The organism is Micromonospora sp. FIMYZ51 (assembly GCF_038246755.1).
Classification (GTDB): Bacteria; Actinomycetota; Actinomycetes; order Mycobacteriales; family Micromonosporaceae; genus Micromonospora.
Map to the genome: position 1 here is coordinate 1,392,458 of NZ_CP134706.1, position 16,639 is coordinate 1,409,096.

Below are 16,639 nucleotides of genomic sequence, written 5' to 3' on the forward strand. Positions count from 1 at the left end.
AGGGTAATCGAGGGCTACCGAAACCGTTGTCCCGTGCTCGGGTCGGAAACCAGTCTGTCCCAGGCGGCCATGGCCCAGTCGACGATGCCGTCGAGCTCCTCCGTGGTGGCCCCGTCCCGGGCCTGTATCGCCATGCCCTGCGCGACCGCCCCGACGAATCGGGCGAGCGATTCGGGCACCACCGTGCCCGGCAGGTCGCCCTCGTCCAGGCCCCGGACGATCCTGCGCCGCACCTCGGCGATGTCGCGTTCCCGGCACTCGGCGAGGAAGCGCCCCACCGCGTCCGACTCGGGCACGTTGCCGGCCCCGGCGAGGACCACCAGGCAGCCGGTCGGGTTCGCCGGGTCGGCGTAGCTGCGCGCATGGTGGCGCAGCATTGCCTCGATCGAGTCCCGGGCGGTGCCGTCGCCGTTCAGCGCCGCCTGCGGCCCGCGCCCCTCGGTGGTGTTGTAGAGGTCGACGGCCTCTCGGAACAACGCCTCCTTGCTGCCGAAGGCGGCGTAGAGGCTCGGCGAGTTGATGCCCATGGCCGCGGTCAACCCGGCCATCGAGGCGCCCTGGTAGCCGTGGCGCCAGAAGACCTCCATCGCCCGCCGCAACGCGACGGCCCGGTCGAAGGTGCGGGGCCGACCTCGCTTCGCCATCTGGGTGTCTCATCTCCTCTCCACCCCCGGGGTGGATCAGTCTTCCACCAGCCGCAGCCCGATGATCCCCGCGACGATCAGCCCGAGGAAGAACAGCCGGGCGGCGCCGAGGCCCTCCTGCATGGTGACGACCCCGGCGATGATGACGCCGACCGCGCCGATGCCGACCCAGACGGCGTACGAGGTGCCGACCGGGAGACGTTTCATCGCCCAGGCCAGCAGGAAGAAGCTCATCGCCGCGGTGGTGACCGCCAGCACCGAGGGCCAGAGCCGGGTGAACCCGTCGGTGTGCTTCAACGCGCTGGCCCAGACGACCTCCAGCAGTCCGGCCAGGACCAGGACGAGCCAGGCCATGGATGCTCTCCTCAGACTCGATGCGGGTGCTCAGGCGGCGAAGCCGCCGTCGACGGCGATGGCGGTGCCGGTGATGTAGCGACCGCCCGCACCAGCGAGATGGCTCACCGTCGCCGCGATCTCCGCCGTCGCCGCGTACCGTCCGAGGGCGATGAAGCTGCGCTCGTGTGCCGCGCCCGCGCCGTCGGCCGGGTTCATGTCGGTGTCGGTGGAGCCGGGATGGACGACGGTCGCGGTGATTCCGCGGGGTCCCAGGTCGCGCGCCAGACCCCGGGTCAGGCCGAGCAGGGCGCTCTTGGTCATCGCGTAGAGGCTGACCCCGGCGTACGGCACCCGTTCGGCGAAACAACTACCGATGCTGATGACCCGCCCACCCGCTCCCATGTGCCGTACCGCCGCCTGGGTGGCCAGGAACACTCCGCGTACGTGCACGGCGAGGGTGTGGTCCAGTTCGGCGAGGCTGACCTGTTCGACCGGCCCGTACGGAAAGATCCCGGCGTTGTTGACCAGGATGTCCAGCCGCCCCAACCCGGTGACCGTACGCGCCACCGCTGCGGTGACCGACGCGGCGTCCGCGCTGTCCGCCGCGATGGCCAGCCCACGCCGCCCGACCGACTCCACCTCCGCGACCACCCGCTTCGCCTGGTCCGCCGCAGCGCGGTAGGTGATCGCCACGTCGGCACCGTCCGCGGCGAGTCGGGCGGCGATCGCCGCACCGATGCCGCGGCTGCCGCCGGTCACCAACGCGACCTTGCCGTCGAGTCCCGTCATGCCCGACTCCTTTTTGTATCGACCACTACAATATTCGAGACTGTAACCGAGGCCGGCCCACCGAGTCCACCTCGATCGGCGCACTCGTCACTGGATGCAGCAGGCCGTAGGGTGGGGCTTCCTGCTCGGCGGGGCCCATTCCTAGGCGGTGCGAGATGACGGTGACGGCGAACCACGCGCACCTCGTCGTCGCGGCGCAGGCCGGGGACCGGTCGGCCCGGGAGGCGCTGATCGCCGCGCACCTGCCGCTGCTGTACAACGTGGTCGGTCGGGCGCTCGACGGGCATTCCGATGTCGACGACGTGGTGCAGGAGACCCTGCTGCGGGTGCTCCGCGACCTGCCCGCCCTGCGCAGCCCGGAGAGCTTCCGGTCGTGGCTGGTGGCGATCGCGCTGCGCCAGATCGCCAGCCACCGGCAGCGGGTACGCAGCGCCGCCCATCGGGGCAGCGCGGTCCACCCGGCCGAACAGCTTCCGCACGTCGGCAACGTCGAGAACGAGGCGATCCTCCGACTGCACGTGTCGGACCAGCGCCGGCAGGTGGTCGAGGCGAGCCACTGGCTCGACCCGGCGTACCGGCCGTTGCTGTCGTTGTGGTGGCAGGAGTGCGCCGGCCGGTTGAGCCGCAGCGAGGTGGCGGCGGCAACCGGCCTGACCGTCGCCCACGTCGGCGTACGCCTGCAACGGATGCGCGAGCAGTTGGAAACGGGCCGCAGCATCGTCGCCGCGCTGACCGCCGACCCGCGCTGCCCGCAACTGGCCGCGACCGTGCACGGCTGGGACGGCAGCCGTACGCCGGTCTGGCGTAAGCGGATCACCCGGCACCTCCGCAGCTGTCCGACCTGCACGGCACCGGCCGAGGGTCGGGTCGCCGCCGAGCGGCTGCTGCTGGGCATCGCACCGCTGGCGGTGCCGGCCGGGCTGACCGCCGCGCTCGCCGCCAAGGGCATCCTGGGCGGCACGGCGACCGGCACGACCGTGCTGGCTGCCGCCTATCCCGGCGCAGTGGTGCCGGCGTCCCTGCTCGGCAAGCTCGGTCAGGCGGTGGCAGCTCACCCGCTGGCGAGCGCCGCCGCCGGTGCGGTGCTCGTCACCGGTACCGCGGTCACCGTCGCCGTCCAGCCCGGCCCGCCGCCCGCCCCGCCGCCGGCCGCCGTCGCGGCACCCACCCCACCCACCCCACCCACCGAACGGCCCGTCCCGCCGAGTCCGGCCGCCGCCCCAACCAGCTCCGCACCGACCTCGGCGGCCAGGTCGTCGCCGCGCGCGACGCGGCCGTCCGTGCCGGCGGGCACCATACCGGTGGGCACCTGGTCGCTGGAGTCGGTCCAGCCCCAGGGGCGGTACCTGACCGTCGACGGCGACTTCGCCGCCGCTGGCGTGGTCCGCGCGGCCAGCCGGGCGGACGTCAGGCAGCGGGCCACCTTCACCGTCAGCCGAGGTCTCGCCAACGCCGACTGCGTCACGCTGCGGGCCGCCGACGGTCGCTACCTGCGGCACTCGAATCTCCGGCTCAGGCTGAGCCCGAACGAGGGCACCCCGCTCTTCCGCGAGGACGCCACCTTCTGTCCCCGTCGAGGGGCGGTCGACGGCTCGGTGACCTTGCAGTCGCACAACTACCCGGCTCTTGTCGTGCGCCATCGCGACGACGGGTACTGGATCGACGTCCCCGACGGCACGAGTACGTTCGGCGCCGAGAGTTCCTTCGTCGTGCGTACGCCCTGGGCCTGATCGCGGCCGGGCGTTCGTCCGGTTGGGGGATTTTCGTTATCCGAGCGGTGGCCGGAACGCCTCCTATTGCGTGAGGCACCAACTGTCCGACGACCGATGAGCGGCAAACCTCCGCCGCCCGTCCACCTGTCCGCGTCCGGCCTGGGCGACCATCTGCCAGTACGGCCCCGGTGGCTGTGCCGCCGGTGTCGACACCCGTGGCCCTGTACCCAGGCGAAGATCGCGATGCTGGCCGAGTACGGCGACAACCCGATCGATCTCTCCCTCTACCTGGCCGGCTGGCTTCAGGAGGCCCTCGACGAACTGCATCAGCTCGATCCCAGCGTGACCGGCAGTGCGGCGGACATGTTCGAGCGCTTCCTCGGCTGGCCCACTCGGCTGAGCCGCTGCTACCGGGTGACCCGAGGTGCGGCCGGAGGTTACTGAACCGCCGCTCAGAACAGGGTGGTGGGCTCGACCGGGATCGGCTCGGGCAGCGGCGCCAGATCGGGCACGCGGGCGCGTACCTCGGCGTGGAACCGGCGGGCCAGCGTGGGCGCGTCGGCGTTGTCCGGGGTGTGGATGAAGACGGTCGGTGAGCGGCCCTCGCGCAGCCAGCCGGCGGTGACGTCGAGCCAGCGCTGCCAACCCGCGACGGTCCGGTCCGGGTCGTCGCGGCCGAGGTACCGGACGATCGGACGGTCGGTCAGCGCGACCGTACGCAGCGGCAGCCGAGGTTTCTTGGTCCAGGCGTCCCGCTCGGCGTCGCTTGTCGGCGGCTCGGCGAAGAACGCGGTGGTGTCGAAGGGAACCCATTCGGCGTGCACTGCGCTCAGCGCCGCCGTTAACTCCCGCGCAGCGTGTGGGTCGGCGAAGAACGCGGGGTGGCGGACCTCCACGGCCCGCCGGTGGGTGCCGGGCAGCCGGCGCAGGAAGCGCAGCAGCGACGGTACGTCGGTCGGGCCGAACGATCCGGGCAACTGGACCCAGAGGGCGTGGGCCCGGGAACCGAGCGGCTCGATCGCGTCCAGGAAGACCCGCATCGGTTCGGTGACCTCGGTGAGCCGGCGCTCGTGCGTCACCACCTTCGGCAGCTTGACCACGAACCGGAAGTCCGGCCCGGTCTGCCGGGCCCAGGCGGCGACCGTGTCGCGGGCCGGGGTCGCGTAGAAGGTGGTGTTGCCCTCGACCGCGTCACACCAGCCGGCGTAGTGCCGCAGCCGCTCCTGCGGCGGGAGCGGGTGCGCGAGCAGCCGCCCCTGCCACGCCTTGTGCGTCCACATCGCGCAACCGACGTGCAGACGCTTCACCGGCGCTCCTTCCCCACCTGGCCGGTTCGACGCCACTGTCGTCGCCCGGCTCGCACCCGACGTACCGTATCCGCCTGCCCGGGGCCGGCGGACGCGGCGGGTGGTCAGCGGTCGGCGTCGCCGCGATCGACGGTGAGGGTGGCGACCCCCGCGCTCGCGTCGATGTCGTAGCGGTCCGAGGTCGTCGGCCAATCGGGCGGGGTGAAGGTGGTGCCGCCGGCCACGCCGGAGTGGGTGGTGCCGTCGACGGTGACGGTGCCGGCCCCGGCGCCCGTGCGCACCTGCACCGGCCCGGCGCCGGCCAGTCGCACCACGACCTGGCTCGCCCCGCCGCTGAGCAGGGTGCGCAGGGTGCCCTCGGCCGGCGGGAGGTCAAGTTCGATCCGGTGTGCGCCAGCGGTCAGTTCGACCCCGTCGAGCCGGGCGGTACGCAGGTCGAGGTGCTGTTCCTTGGCGCCGCCGTCGAGCCGGACGTGCCAGCGCACCGCTTCGTGCAGCACCACCTCGACAAGCGCCGGACCGTCCCGGCCGGTGTCCCGGAGGCTGGTCAGCAGGCTGCCGTCGGAGACCGAAACCGTGGGACGGAGGCTTGCGTCGCGCGGCGTGGACACCCGGTAGGTCTCCTCGCCCAGGTCGGCGGTGCGCAGCCGGATCACGTCGGCACCGTCGAGCAGCACGAAGGTGGCCTCGCGCAGGTCGGTGGCGCCGGTGACGACGTGGCTGCCGCCCCGGGACTCGCCCCGGACGGTCACCCAGGTCCAGCTGGCCACCAGCACCACCACGACGAGCACCAGCGCGCCGCCGAGCCACCACCACAACCGGCGCCCACCCACCCGGTGTGCGGAGTTCGGGTCGTATGCCGGTTGCGCGTTGTCCACAGTCGCCTCCCGTACCTCGTGACCGCACGGGCTACTACCCATCGGGTCCGTCACCGACTCATACGGACCAGCGACCGCCGGGGCTCACCGCTGCCACGGTGCGCCCCGGCGGATGGGTGCCGAGGGCGGTCAGACGTGCGTCCACTTCTGGTTCGGGGTGCCGGCGCAGTCCCACAGTTGCAGCCGGCCGCCGTTGTTCGGGTTGTTGTCCCGTACGTCGACACAGCGGTTCGCGCTCAGGTTGACCAGGTCACCGGCGGCGTTGAGGGTGAAGCGTTGCGCCGGGTTGCCGTTGCAGGTGACCAGGTTGACCTCGGTGCCGTTGGCGGTGCCGGCCCAGGCCGGGTCCATGCACTTGCCCATGGCGCGAATGGTGCCGTCGGCGGCGAAGGTCCACGCCTGGGCGGCGGTGGTGTTGCAGTCCCAGATCTGCAACGGCGCTCCGTCGACCGGGTTCGCACTGGGGATGTCGATGCACCGGCCGCTCTGCTGACCCCGGATCCGGGTGGTGCCGGTGTTGCCGTCCGGCACGTAGCCGTAGACCCGGACGTAGTCGACAAGCATCTGCTGCGGGAACTGGGTCGAGCCGTCGGGGTAGCCGGGCCAGTTACCGCCGACCGCGACGTTGAGGATCATGAAGAAGGGATGGTCGAAGACCCAGCGGTTGCCGCCGAGCCGGCCCGGGTCGACCCGGAAGAACTCCTGACCGTCGAGGTACCAGCGGATGACGTTCGGCTCCCAGTCCACCCGGTAGGTGTGGAAGGCGTCGGCGAGCGGCTGCCCGATGGTGCGGCTGCCGGTGATCCCGCCGCCACCGGAGTAACCCGGCCCATGGATGGTGCCGTGCACGGTGTTCGGTTCCCGGCCGACGTTCTCCATGATGTCGATCTCGCCGGAGGCCGGCCAGCCGACGTTGCCGAAGTCGTTGCCGAGCATCCAGAACGCCGGCCAGATGCCCTGACCCCGGGGGATCTTGATGCGCGCCTCGAACCGGCCGTACGCCTGGCTGAAGGTGGCGGCGGTGAGTAGCCGGGCCGAGGTGTACTCGCACCGGCCGTAGTGGCACTGGTAGTTGGCCGGGTTCTCGCGGCGGGCGGTGATGACCAGGTTGCCCTGCCCGTCGTGCATCGCGTTGCTTGTGCTGTTTGTGTAGTACTGCCGTTCGTTGTTGCCCCAGCCGTGGCCGCCGATGTCGAAGCGCCACTTGGCCTGGTCGACAGGCGTGCCGGCGGGGGCGTTGAACTCGTCCTGCCAGGTCAGCCCGCCGATGGCGGCGGCGGCCGGGGTGGACTGCACGGGTAGCACGAGCGCGCTGGTGACGAGGGCCGCGGCGATGGCGGCGGCGGCCCGTCGCAGGCTGCGGGAGATGGCGTACACGATGGATCTCCTCGGGGGCGGAGGGACGGATGCGCTGGCGAGGGGAAATGACGGGTGGATAGAGAGCGCTCTCCAGATCTGAGTCTGTCGATTTCACGTCATTTAGTCAAGGTTGTTAACAGCGATCATCGGGCGCGGTTGCCGCCCGTGATCGTCAACCAGTGGTTGACGATGGGGTTCCGTCAACCTAAGGTTGACGCATGACCGATCCCGTGGAGATGAGCAGCCCGGTCCGGCTCGACGATCTGATCCGGACCATCAAACAGGCCCACACCGATGCCCTCGACCAACTGACCGACGCCGTGCTGGTCGCCGACCACATCGGCGAGGTCGCCGACCATCTGATCGGCCACTTCGTGGACCAGGCCCGGCGCTCCGGGGCCTCCTGGACCGAGATCGGCCGCAGCATGGGGGTGAGCAAGCAGGCCGCACAGAAGCGCTTCGTCAGCTCGGCACTGGACCCGCAGCAGGGCTTCCAGCGGTTCACCCCGCGGGCCCGCAACGTGGTGATGGCCTCGCAGAACGAGGCGAAGGCCGCCGGCAACGCCCAGATCACCCCGGCCCACCTGGTGCTCGGCCTGCTCGCCGAGCCGGAGGCGCTGGCCGCGAGGGCGCTTACCGCCGCCGGGGTGTCGGCCGAGGCGGTACGCGAGGCGGCCACCGCCACGCTACCGCCGTCGGTCGACGAGGTGCCCGACCTGATCCCGTACGACAGCGCCGGCAAGAAGGCGCTGGAGTTGACCTTCCGCGAGGCGTTGCGGCTCGGGCACAACTACATCGGCACCGAGCACATCCTGCTGGCCCTGCTGGAGCAGGAGAACGGCGAGGGCGTGCTCAGTGGCCTCGGCGTGGACAAGGCCGCCACCGAGGCGAACATCGCGGCGGCCCTGGCCAAGCTGCGGACGTTCGAGTAGTCGATCAGGAGGCGGTGGGAAAGCCGTACCGGGCGGCGTGCTCCGGGTCGGCCGGGTCGATCTGGCGCAGCCCGACGTCGGCGAGGCGCTTGTTCACCTCGTCGAGCCGCTCGCGCACCAGCCGGGCCTCCTCCTCGGTGACCCGTCCCCGGTGCGGCTTACCGGCATGCTCGATCGTGCCGTAGTCGACCTTCTCCGCGCTGCGGCGCGCCTTGGGTGGGCGTACCCGCTCGGCGGTCTTCAACAGTTGGGCCATCGGCGTGTCGGTGGCCATGGCGTCGAACTCGCTGGCGGTCAGCACCACCCGGCGAGGCTCGCCGCCGCCGTGCTGGTCGTAGATCTCGACCACCGCCACGTCCAACGCGGCGTCGTCGATGGTTTCGATTTCGGTCGGGATGGCGTCCAGCTGCACGGGCCCGGCCACCAGGTCAGGGTGCTCCAGGACGACGACGCGGACCGCCTCGTCGTCGGGGCGCAGCACCGTGCCGCTGAAGTCGGAGACGCGGATGGTCTTCTTGCCCATGGGTGCGGTAGCTCCTGTCGTAACCCGGTCGAGGGACCAACAGACGTTACCCGACAGGTGTGCGAAAGCCGCCGCTGGCTCGCCGTCAGCGGGTGTTCAACCGGTGCTGGGTGGCGGCGGCCGGCAGCTCGTTCAGCTCGTGCCAGGAGAGCCCGCCGATGCGGTGGTCGCGGTGCGGCGGCTGGGCCGGGAAGCGGCCGGCGCGCGTACGACCCCGCCAGATCCGCTCGGTGTCCTGCTGGCAGCGGTCGTTCGGCTGAATTGGCATGCCCCCACCGTTTCAGAGAAAGTTGTCCATGTATGGAAATGGATATGACGCTCGGTCGATGGATCGGGTTCCCGGGGCGGCAAGGATGATCGCGAACTGGCACCGGTTCGGCGTCGTGGTCCACCTCTACCCGCCGGTCCCGCGCCTCAACCGGCCTGCTTAGGGCGGGCCGGCGCGCGGCGCGACCGGGTTGGCCCGTCGATCATCGGTCCGCGCCGTCGTGCTCGGCCGTCGTACGGTGAGTGACGTTGGGCTGGCAGCGGCGGCGCGGGAGGTGACGGATGCTCGACCGGCGACTCCACCTGCACCTGGCGACCTGGCTGGGGCAGTGGCCGGCCGGTCCGGGGCTGCACGTGGTGGGATCGTGGCGGCGGGCCCGTCCGGCCTGGGACGGGCGACTGCGGCCGGCCGTCGCGGTCCGCGCCGGGGCGAGCGGGGTGCTGTCCGTGCCGCCGGACCGGGTTGCGGCGGTGCGCGAGCTGACCCGACGGCCGGACCGGTTGCTGCGCGCCCTACCGGGCGCGGTCGGCCACACCGGGTGGGCGACTCATGACGACGTGTTCCGGTGGAGTGTCGCACCCGCGCCGCTGCCGGACGTGGGCGAGTGGATTTCGCCCGGCACCGCCGGGCTGCCCTCCTGGCTGCGGCTGTTCGACCGGGCCGTGCTTGTGGTCCGCGACGACGAGGGTCGGTACCTGGCCGGGGTCGGGATCAAACGTCATGACCGGTACGGGCACGAACTGGCGGTGGGCACGGTGCCGGCAGCCCGCGGACGCGGACTGGCCCGGCGGCTGGTTGCCCAGGCCGCTCGCCGGGTGCTCGACGAGGGTGCGGTGCCGACCTATCTGCACGACCGGCGCAACGCCGCCTCCGCAAGGGTGGCGCAGGCGGCCGGCTTTTCGGACCGGGGCTGGCGCTCGTACGGGGTCTATCCCAGTTGACCGGGCGGCAGGGCGCGGACCGTGGATCCCGGGCCGGATCCACGGTCCGCAGCCTCCCTCCCCAGGTTTGTCCTAGCGGCTCCGACCTCGATCACGCTACGTATCTGGTTGTTCTTCGGCAAGGTGTCAACGCCGCTTGAAGGCTGTCCAATAGTGGACTTGAACTGGGGAGATGTGCTGGGCGTCGGTCGGGGAGGTCAGTGACGGAGGGTGCGGATGAGGTCGACCACCTGCCGGGTGACCGGCCGCAGCACCCGCAGCCGGGAGAGCCCCACCAGCCGGTCGATAAGCGGTACGGCACCGTCGATCAGCTTCCGGGTGCGGACCTGCCCCGGCGAGCGGTCGTAGACCCAGTAGAGCACCGTGCCCATGTAGGCCAGCCAGAGCAGCTCGGGCAGTTGGGGCCGCAGTTCCGCGTCGACCTTGGCGGTGGATCCCTCCAGCACCTCGGCGAAGATGGCGATTGCGGTCGCGCGTGGCGCCGCCGTCTCGGCCGAGAAGGGGCTCAGCGGCGAGGTGGGCTCCGCGGCGACCTTGAAGAAGCTGCCCGCGAACTCGTGCGAGGGGGTAAGCACGTCGATGGCCGCGTGCAGCACCCCGGAGAGCCGGGCGGCGAAGTCGGACTCGCGGTCCAGCACCGGCCGGACCGCCGCCCAGTGCTCCTGCTGGGTGCGGTTGTAGAACTCCAGGATCAGGTGTTCCTTGGAGCCGAAGTAGTAGTAGGCGTTGCCGACCGCGACGCCAGCCTCCTGGGCGATGGCGCGCATGGTGGTGCGGGCGTAGCCGCGTTCGCGGAACATCCGCATCGCGGTTTCCAGGATCAGCTGCCGGGTCTGCTCGCCCCGGGGGGTGGTTGGCTCACCACCCGCAGCGGTCGTCGGCGCACTCTGGTCGGTCATCCGGGCCACCGTATCCCGCCGCGTCGTCGACCGGCTCCGACCTCGGGTCGCGGACCCGTTCGCGGATCGCCGAGGCGGTGGCCACCATCCGCCGAGCCAGCGGCAGCAGGTGCGGGCGGGCCAGCCGGTCGGCCGTCGCCCGATGGTCGGCCAGGGCCCACAGGCAGGCGAACCAGGCGCCGTCGCCCGCGTAGACGGCTCCGGTGTCGGCGATCACCGTGAGATCACGCAGCGTCGCGGCGTGGTCCAGGCCGGGGAAGCGCCGCCGGGCCTCGGCCGACCCCGCCGGCACGAACTCCAGCGGTACGAGCTGAGCCCGCGACGTCAGCCACTCGCGGGCCGCCCGGCACAGCGGGCAGTGCGCGTCATAGAGGACGGTGAAGCTGCGGATGCCACCACCCCCGTGTGTGGTGGCATCCGGCAGCCTCGTCGTGCCGCCCTGATCGTTTGTGGTCATCGGGCCGGCGGGGTGGGGCCCGCTGACCCCTGCGGCGGCTGTTGCTGGGGTTGCTGTTGGGGGTGCGGCTGCTGCGGCCGCTGGGATGGCAGGTATCCGGTGGCCGGCTGCGGCATCGCCAGGTGGCCGATCGGGGCCAGCGGTGGATGGGTGGCGAGTTGGCGTAGCCGGCTGCGCCGGTACCGGCCGAGGGCGTAGACGTTGAAGAAGTGCAGTGCGCCGAGCACCAGCAGCACCAGACCGATCTTCCAGGACAGTTCCTCCATCGCCCGGCTGGTCGAGCCGACCGAGCCGGAGTGGCGCATGGCGACCGTCACGTAGCCGAGGTTGAGCAGGTAGAACCCGACCACCAGGAGGTTGTTCACGGCGCGGGCCAGGCGCTCGTCGGCGAACACATCCTCAAGGAAGATCAGCCCGTTGCGCGCCAGCGCCCGCGCCACCCAGATGGTCAGTCCGATGCTGACCAACAGGTAGACCAGGTACATCCAGACCTTGATGTCCACGCCAGATCTCCTTCTTGAACGTGTTCAAGGATCGACGCGGTAAGCGTACGACAGGACTTGAACACGTTCAAGTTGCGGGTCGACGCATTGGTCGGGTGTGGAGCGGTGAACTCAGGACGGCCGGCGAGTCAGCGGGTCAAACCGAGCGCCTCGGCAGCGGCCCGGCCGTTGGCGTGACTCGCGCCGTACGTGGTCACGAACGCCCGGACACCGGCCGGTCGCCAGCTGGCCGGCCAGCCCATCTCGACAACCGTCACCGGGTGCCCGGCGGCCAGCGCGGCGACCAGTTCCGGCCCGCCGGGCAACCGGTGCAGATGCCGGCCGACCAGCACGATCGGCCGACTGCCCGCGCGTTGACGCAGGTTCTCCGGGTCGGCTTCGGCAGCCACCACGCGGACCTGCTCAATGCCGTTCAGGTGCGGGCCGAGGCCCCACGGCACCCGCCCCTCGGCGATGGTGGCAGCGGCGTGCAGTTGCACCACCAGCGGCGGCTGCGCCAGCCCGGTCAGTGCGCCCTCCACGCGTACCGCGCGGCGGGCCGCCGCGTACCCCAGGTCGGTCGCAACGGTGGGGGAGGCGTCGGCGGTCCGGGTCCAGGCGGCGAGTTCCGCGGCCCGGCCGGCCGCCTGCTCGACCCGGCTCAGCGTCAGCCGGCCGTCGCCCAGCGCGGCCACGATCTCGGCCGCCACCTGCTCGACCAGCCCGGCGTCGACCTTGGCACCGATGCAGAGCAGGTCCGCACCGGCGGCCAGCGCCAGCACCGCGCCGGGGGCGATCCCGCCGGCCGCGAGGGCGGCACCCTTCATCTCCAGCGCGTCGGTGACCACGGCGCCGGTGAAGCCGTACTCGTCGCGCAGCAGGTCCACCAGCACCGCCCGGCTGAACGTGGCCGGCCGGTCACCGGTCAGCGCGGGCACCCGGATGTGCGCGGTCATCACCGCCCGGGACCCGGCGGCCACCACCGCGGCGAACGGCAGCAGGTCGCGCTGGCGCAGCAGCTCCGGCGGCACGTCCACGGTGGGCAGCTCGTAGTGGGAGTCGGCAACCGTGGCACCGTGCCCGGGAAAATGCTTGGCGCAGGCCGCGACCCCGGCGGACTGGAGGCCGGCGGTCGCGGCGGCCGAGTGCGCGGCCACCCGCACCGGGTCGGCGCCGAACGACCGGGTGCCGATCACCGGGTTGTCGTCGGCGCTGTTCACGTCGACGGTGGGCGCCAGGTTGACGGTGATGCCGAGGCCGGCCAGTTCCGCGCCGATGGCCTGGTAGATCCGGCGGGTGAGGGAGACGTCGCCGACCGCGCCGAGTGCCGCGTTGCCCGGGTACGGGCTGCCGGTGGCGTGTGCCAGCCGGGTGACGTCGCCACCCTCCTCGTCGATGGCGATCAGTACGTCGGGTCGGCCGGCCCGCAGCGCGGCGGTGCTCGCCGCCACCTGGGCCGGCTGGTGGATGTTGGTGCCGAACAGGGTGTGCCCGGCCAGCCCGTCGGCGACCAGGTCGACGGCCCAGTCGGGCGGGACCGGTCCGGGGTACGCGGCCAGCAGGGTGCCCAGCGCGAGGCGGCGAAGTCCGGGATCCAGTCCCACGTGATCTCTCCTCTCCGCACGACCGTCGCGGATGTCGTACCTGCCGGGCCGTCCCCGGATGTCGTACCTGCCGGGCCGTCCCCGGATGTCGTACCTGCCGGGCCGTCCCCGGATGTCGTACCTGCCGGGCCGTCGTGGATCTCGTACCGGGTCGGCGGAGAGCTTCCCGGCTACGTGGCCGATACGCTACGGCTACCCTTGCGCAGGGCAGTTTACAGTTAGCAAAGTTTACTGAACTTGAGGACACGGCATGAGTGCGACCCGGCTGCCCGGCACCCCACGTCTGTTGCGAGCCCTCAACGATCGCGCGGCGCTGGAACTACTGCTGGAACAGGGGCCACTGACCCGGGCCCGGCTCGGCGAGCTGACCGGCCTGTCCAAGGTCACCGCCTCGCAACTGGTGGAGCGGCTGGAAGAACGCGGGCTGGTCACCCGGGTCGGTGAGCAGGCCGGCGGGCGTGGGCCGAACGCCCAGCTCTACGCGGTGGCGCCGGGCAGCGCCCACGTGGTCGGCGTGGACGTCGGCCCGGATCGGGTGGTGGCCGCCTGCGCCGACATCACCGGCGCGGTGATCGGCCGGGTCGAACAGTCCACCCGGGACACCGACGACCCGGTGGGCGTGGTGCACAACGCCGTGGTCCAGGCCGCCAGCAGCGCCGGAGCGCAGCTGTCGAGCGTACGCCGCATCGTGCTCGGCACCCCCGGCCTGGTCGACCCGGGCACCGGCGACATCACCTTCGCGTTCAACCTGCCGCGCTGGCACCGCGGTCTGCTCGCCGCGCTCCGCGACGACCTGGACACCCCGGTCGTGTTCGAGAACGACGTCAACCTCGCCGCGGTGGCCGAGGCGCAGTCCGGCGCGGCCCGGGGCGTGGCGGACTTCGTCCTGGTCTGGGTCGGTGCCGGGGTCGGCTTGGCGATCATGCTGGGTGGGCGGCTGCACCACGGCAGCAGCGGCGCGGCCGGCGAGATCGGCTACCTGCCGGTGCCCGGCGCGCCCATCCCGCGCGACGTCTCCCGCCGTGCCAAGCCGGCATTCCAGCAGGTGGCCGGTGCGGACGCGATCCGGGCGCTGGCCCGCGAACACGGCTATCCGGACGCGGTCGCCGCCGACGCGGTGCGCGCCGCGATCGCCGACGGCACCACCGGCGGCCCGATGCTCGACGAGGTGGCCCGCCGACTCGCCCTCGGCGTGGCGAGCACCTGCGTGGTGCTGGACCCGCCGCTGGTGGTCCTCGCCGGGGAGGTCGGCCAGGCCGGCGGGGCCGCGCTGGCCGAGCGGGTCCAGCACGAGGTCGCCGCGATCACCCTGGTCCGCCCCCGGGTCGTACCCACCGGACTCACCGAGGAGCCGATCCTGCACGGGGCGCTCCGCACCGCCCTGAACGCGGTCCGGGACGAGGTGTTCGGCTCCACGGTCGGCTGATCCGGCGCGGACGGAGCAGCCTCAGCCGGCGCGGCCCAGCTCCGCCGGGTCGCCGGCTCAGACCAGGTCGCGGCGCCGGAACACGGCGAAGGCCACGGCGATCAGGCCGGCGGTGAACAGCAGCAGCACGGCCAGCGCCGGCCGCCAGGTCACCAGGTAGCTGCCGTCGCAGTATCCGTAGGTCACCTCCGAGCAGGCGCTGTTGTCCCAGCTCGTCACCTGACCATTCAGCCACGCGCTGAGATAGGTGGAGAGCATCAGCTGGTCCGGCCGCGCCGCGTTCAGGATTTCCAGCACGATCCGGGCACCCAGCTCCCACACCACCAGGTACGCGGCTATCGCACCGAGCGCCGCCGAGGTGTGCCGCCCCAGCGTGGCGATGGCGAAACCGGCCGCCGTGGCGAACAGCACCAGCACCAGGCCACGTCCCCAGATCGCGCCCAGCGCGCTCCAGAAGGACGCGTTTGTTGGGCCCGGATAGCCGGCGATCTGCGCGATGATCCAGAAGGTGACGAGGTAGGCCAGCGAGGCGAGCACCGACAACACCAGGGTCAGCCCGAGCAGCGTGCCCAGCTTGGCGCCGAGCACCGTCAGCCGGCGTGGTCGCCACAACAGCAGGTTGACCACGCCACCGGAGTTCAGGTCGGCACCGATGTAGGAGGCGCCGACCAGGAAACCGAACAGCACCAGGAACGCCACCAGGAAGTACAGCAGTGGCTCCGCCTGCCGGGTGAAGGTGAACACCCCGGTCAGGAAGTCGGCGGTCACCGGCAGCCGGTCCTGCAACGCGGGATCCAGCTCGCTACAGTCGGCCGGTACGTAGCCGAAGTCCTCGACCGGCGGCGGCGCGCCCTGCTCCCGGGCCAGGCAGTGGGCGTGCTGCACCTCCATCTCCCGCCGCTCGGCCACGGCCCGCTGCTGCGCCTCGGCCAGCTCGACAGCGCTCGGCTGGTGCGAGCCGGCCAGCGTGGTCGCCGCCGTCACGCCGAAGGCAAAGACCAGCAGGACGACCATCAGCTGCACGAAGCGTCGTGCGGCCAGCCGCTCCACCTCGGCCCGGATCAGGTTCACGCGTCAGCTCCCCGCACGTCGAGGTCGATCAAGGCCCGATCCTGGTACGGCCCCGGACCGTCCGGCTGCCGAGGGATACCCGGATCCGGCATGGTGCCGGTCAGCTCCAGGAAGACACTCTCCAGATCCGGCCGCAGCGGCGTCAGCTCGCGTACCCAGATGCCCTGCTCGCCGAGCGTCTGGCTGACCGTTACCGGATCCGGCACGCCGCCGACCACCAGGTGATCGGGGTGGCCGGTGACCGTAAGCCCGGCGGCCCGCAGCAACTCCTCGGCCCGGCCCAGGTCGTCCGCCCGGACCAGGCACTCGTTGCGGTCGAAACCGGCAAGCACCTGCTCCACCGGACCGGCCGCCACCCGCCGGCCGTGCGAGATGATCGTGACGTGGTCGCAGATCAACTGGATCTCGGCCAGGATGTGGCTGGACAGCAGCACGGTCACCCCGTTCGCCGCCAACCCGCGCATCAGGTCGCGCATCTCCCGGATGCCCGCCGGGTCCAACCCGTTGGCCGGTTCGTCCAGGATCAGCAGCTCGGGACGCTTGAGCAGGGCGGAAGCCACGGCCAGGCGCTGCTTCATGCCGAGCGAGTAGCCCTTGACCCGCTCGTGGCTCCGGTCGCCCAGCCCCACCTCCTCCAGCACCTCGTCCACCCGGGCCAGCGGCACGCCACCGGCCAGGGCGAGCAGCCGCAGCGTGCGGTAGCCGGTGAAGTTGCCGAAGAACTGCGGACTCTCCACGATCGCGCCGACCCGGCCAGCGACCCGGGGCAGCTGGCCCGGCGCGTCCGCACCGAGCACGCTCATCCGCCCCGCGTCGGCGCGTACCAGCCCGAGCAGCGACCGTAGCGTGGTCGTCTTGCCCGACCCGTTGGGGCCGAGGAATCCGTGCACCTGACCGGCCCCGACGTGCAGGTCGAAACCGTCGACGGCGACCCGACGGCCGCGGCGCACACTGTGGAAGGTCTTACGGAGACCCTCGATCTCGATGACCCCGCTCGGCATGGTCCCTCCG

Annotated in this window: 19 protein-coding genes; 5 read left to right on the forward strand and 14 right to left on the reverse strand. The window is 71.9% G+C overall.

Features of this window, described 5'->3' with window-relative positions; genetic code table 11:
- Positions 1–14 precede the first annotated feature (14 nt).
- The 3 genes from QQG74_RS06540 to QQG74_RS06550 are packed head-to-tail and all read right to left on the reverse strand — an operon-like array spanning position 15 to position 1,769.
- The gene (locus QQG74_RS06540) at positions 15–644 is read right to left on the reverse strand and encodes a TetR/AcrR family transcriptional regulator (protein WP_341719398.1); all 630 of its coding nucleotides are present in this window, start codon (positions 642–644) and stop codon (positions 15–17) included.
- A 36-nt stretch (positions 645–680) separates the two neighbouring features.
- Entirely contained in the window at positions 681–998 is a 318-nt protein-coding gene (gene sugE / locus QQG74_RS06545) for a quaternary ammonium compound efflux SMR transporter SugE (RefSeq protein WP_341719399.1), read from the reverse strand.
- A 30-nt stretch (positions 999–1,028) separates the two neighbouring features.
- Positions 1,029–1,769, reverse strand: coding sequence for an SDR family oxidoreductase (locus QQG74_RS06550; RefSeq protein ID WP_341719400.1), 741 nt, complete (start codon positions 1,767–1,769; stop codon positions 1,029–1,031).
- A gap of 155 nt (positions 1,770–1,924) precedes the next feature.
- Between QQG74_RS06550 and QQG74_RS06555 the strand changes: the two genes are divergently transcribed.
- Positions 1,925–3,499, forward strand: coding sequence for a sigma-70 family RNA polymerase sigma factor (locus QQG74_RS06555; protein ID WP_341719401.1), 1,575 nt, complete (start codon positions 1,925–1,927; stop codon positions 3,497–3,499).
- 96 nt (positions 3,500–3,595) lie between these two features.
- The gene (locus QQG74_RS06560) at positions 3,596–3,925 is read left to right on the forward strand and encodes a hypothetical protein (RefSeq protein ID WP_341719402.1); all 330 of its coding nucleotides are present in this window, start codon (positions 3,596–3,598) and stop codon (positions 3,923–3,925) included.
- An 8-nt stretch (positions 3,926–3,933) separates the two neighbouring features.
- On the opposite strand, the gene QQG74_RS06565 is transcribed toward QQG74_RS06560, so the two are convergent.
- From QQG74_RS06565 to QQG74_RS06575, 3 genes are all read right to left on the reverse strand, one after another.
- A complete protein-coding gene (locus tag QQG74_RS06565) occupies positions 3,934–4,761 on the reverse strand; it encodes a DUF72 domain-containing protein (RefSeq protein ID WP_341721149.1) in 828 nt (275 codons plus the stop codon).
- Positions 4,762–4,892: 131 nt separating this feature from the next.
- Positions 4,893–5,720 (reverse strand): hypothetical protein, encoded by an 828-nt coding sequence (locus QQG74_RS06570; RefSeq protein WP_341719403.1) that lies wholly within the window; start codon positions 5,718–5,720, stop codon positions 4,893–4,895.
- Between the two features lie 75 nt (positions 5,721–5,795).
- Entirely contained in the window at positions 5,796–7,043 is a 1,248-nt protein-coding gene (locus QQG74_RS06575) for a family 16 glycosylhydrolase (RefSeq protein ID WP_341719404.1), read from the reverse strand.
- Between the two features lie 200 nt (positions 7,044–7,243).
- On the opposite strand from QQG74_RS06575, the gene QQG74_RS06580 reads away from it, so the two are divergent.
- A complete protein-coding gene (locus QQG74_RS06580; RefSeq protein WP_341719405.1) occupies positions 7,244–7,957 on the forward strand; it encodes a Clp protease N-terminal domain-containing protein in 714 nt (237 codons plus the stop codon).
- 4 nt (positions 7,958–7,961) lie between these two features.
- Here QQG74_RS06580 and QQG74_RS06585 read toward each other — a convergent pair whose 3' ends face one another.
- Both QQG74_RS06585 and QQG74_RS06590 read right to left on the reverse strand, forming a co-directional pair.
- A complete protein-coding gene (locus QQG74_RS06585; RefSeq protein ID WP_341719406.1) occupies positions 7,962–8,480 on the reverse strand; it encodes a hypothetical protein in 519 nt (172 codons plus the stop codon).
- Between the two features lie 85 nt (positions 8,481–8,565).
- Entirely contained in the window at positions 8,566–8,748 is a 183-nt protein-coding gene (locus QQG74_RS06590) for a DNA repair protein (protein ID WP_341719407.1), read from the reverse strand.
- Between the two features lie 281 nt (positions 8,749–9,029).
- Here QQG74_RS06590 and QQG74_RS06595 point away from each other — a divergent pair, with 281 nt between their 5' ends.
- Positions 9,030–9,689 carry a GNAT family N-acetyltransferase gene (locus QQG74_RS06595; RefSeq protein ID WP_341719408.1) on the forward strand — a complete coding sequence of 220 codons (660 nt, stop codon included), beginning with the start codon at positions 9,030–9,032 and terminating at the stop codon, positions 9,687–9,689.
- A 197-nt stretch (positions 9,690–9,886) separates the two neighbouring features.
- Here the strand turns inward: QQG74_RS06595 and QQG74_RS06600 are convergent, their stop codons facing one another.
- The 4 genes from QQG74_RS06600 to QQG74_RS06615 all read right to left on the reverse strand — a co-directional run bounded on the left by QQG74_RS06600 (position 9,887) and on the right by QQG74_RS06615 (position 13,131).
- Positions 9,887–10,588, reverse strand: a complete 702-nt coding sequence (locus QQG74_RS06600) for a TetR family transcriptional regulator (RefSeq protein WP_341719409.1) — start codon at positions 10,586–10,588, stop codon at positions 9,887–9,889.
- The gene (locus QQG74_RS06605; protein WP_341719410.1) at positions 10,548–11,045 is read right to left on the reverse strand and encodes a DCC1-like thiol-disulfide oxidoreductase family protein; all 498 of its coding nucleotides are present in this window, start codon (positions 11,043–11,045) and stop codon (positions 10,548–10,550) included. Before QQG74_RS06605 ends, QQG74_RS06600 begins: the two co-directional genes overlap by 41 nt.
- Complete coding sequence (locus QQG74_RS06610; protein WP_341719411.1) at positions 11,042–11,548, reverse strand: hypothetical protein; 507 nt, start codon at positions 11,546–11,548, stop codon at positions 11,042–11,044. The genes QQG74_RS06605 and QQG74_RS06610 overlap by 4 nt, the downstream gene beginning before the upstream one ends.
- Before the next feature lie 128 nt (positions 11,549–11,676).
- Positions 11,677–13,131, reverse strand: coding sequence for a glycoside hydrolase family 3 N-terminal domain-containing protein (locus tag QQG74_RS06615; protein ID WP_341719412.1), 1,455 nt, complete (start codon positions 13,129–13,131; stop codon positions 11,677–11,679).
- A 250-nt stretch (positions 13,132–13,381) separates the two neighbouring features.
- On the opposite strand from QQG74_RS06615, the gene QQG74_RS06620 reads away from it, so the two are divergent.
- Positions 13,382–14,557: an ROK family transcriptional regulator gene (locus QQG74_RS06620; protein ID WP_341719413.1), complete on the forward strand. Its 1,176-nt coding sequence runs from the start codon at positions 13,382–13,384 to the stop codon at positions 14,555–14,557.
- Between the two features lie 57 nt (positions 14,558–14,614).
- Here QQG74_RS06620 and QQG74_RS06625 read toward each other — a convergent pair whose 3' ends face one another.
- Positions 14,615–15,628, reverse strand: a complete 1,014-nt coding sequence (locus tag QQG74_RS06625) for an ABC transporter permease subunit (RefSeq protein WP_341719414.1) — start codon at positions 15,626–15,628, stop codon at positions 14,615–14,617.
- Entirely contained in the window at positions 15,625–16,629 is a 1,005-nt protein-coding gene (locus QQG74_RS06630) for an ABC transporter ATP-binding protein (protein ID WP_341719415.1), read from the reverse strand. The genes QQG74_RS06625 and QQG74_RS06630 overlap by 4 nt, the downstream gene beginning before the upstream one ends.
- Positions 16,630–16,639: the final 10 nt, after the last annotated feature.

What these genes read in the sequence shown, in the direction of transcription:
- QQG74_RS06590 (WP_341719407.1), bottom strand. Translation starts at nt 8,748, where the DNA reads ATGCCAATTCAGCCGAACGACCGCTGCCAGCAGGACACCGAGCGGATC.
- QQG74_RS06550 (WP_341719400.1), bottom strand. Translation starts at nt 1,769, where the DNA reads ATGACGGGACTCGACGGCAAGGTCGCGTTGGTGACCGGCGGCAGCCGC.
- QQG74_RS06565 (WP_341721149.1), bottom strand. Translation starts at nt 4,761, where the DNA reads ATGTGGACGCACAAGGCGTGGCAGGGGCGGCTGCTCGCGCACCCGCTC.
- QQG74_RS06560 (WP_341719402.1), top strand. Translation starts at nt 3,596, where the DNA reads ATGAGCGGCAAACCTCCGCCGCCCGTCCACCTGTCCGCGTCCGGCCTG.
- QQG74_RS06620 (WP_341719413.1), top strand. Translation starts at nt 13,382, where the DNA reads ATGAGTGCGACCCGGCTGCCCGGCACCCCACGTCTGTTGCGAGCCCTC.
- QQG74_RS06555 (WP_341719401.1), top strand. Translation starts at nt 1,925, where the DNA reads ATGACGGTGACGGCGAACCACGCGCACCTCGTCGTCGCGGCGCAGGCC.
- QQG74_RS06630 (WP_341719415.1), bottom strand. Translation starts at nt 16,629, where the DNA reads ATGCCGAGCGGGGTCATCGAGATCGAGGGTCTCCGTAAGACCTTCCAC.
- QQG74_RS06600 (WP_341719409.1), bottom strand. Translation starts at nt 10,588, where the DNA reads ATGACCGACCAGAGTGCGCCGACGACCGCTGCGGGTGGTGAGCCAACC.
- sugE (WP_341719399.1), bottom strand. Translation starts at nt 998, where the DNA reads ATGGCCTGGCTCGTCCTGGTCCTGGCCGGACTGCTGGAGGTCGTCTGG.
- QQG74_RS06595 (WP_341719408.1), top strand. Translation starts at nt 9,030, where the DNA reads ATGCTCGACCGGCGACTCCACCTGCACCTGGCGACCTGGCTGGGGCAG.
- QQG74_RS06540 (WP_341719398.1), bottom strand. Translation starts at nt 644, where the DNA reads ATGGCGAAGCGAGGTCGGCCCCGCACCTTCGACCGGGCCGTCGCGTTG.
- QQG74_RS06605 (WP_341719410.1), bottom strand. Translation starts at nt 11,045, where the DNA reads ATGACCACAAACGATCAGGGCGGCACGACGAGGCTGCCGGATGCCACC.
- QQG74_RS06580 (WP_341719405.1), top strand. Translation starts at nt 7,244, where the DNA reads ATGACCGATCCCGTGGAGATGAGCAGCCCGGTCCGGCTCGACGATCTG.
- QQG74_RS06585 (WP_341719406.1), bottom strand. Translation starts at nt 8,480, where the DNA reads ATGGGCAAGAAGACCATCCGCGTCTCCGACTTCAGCGGCACGGTGCTG.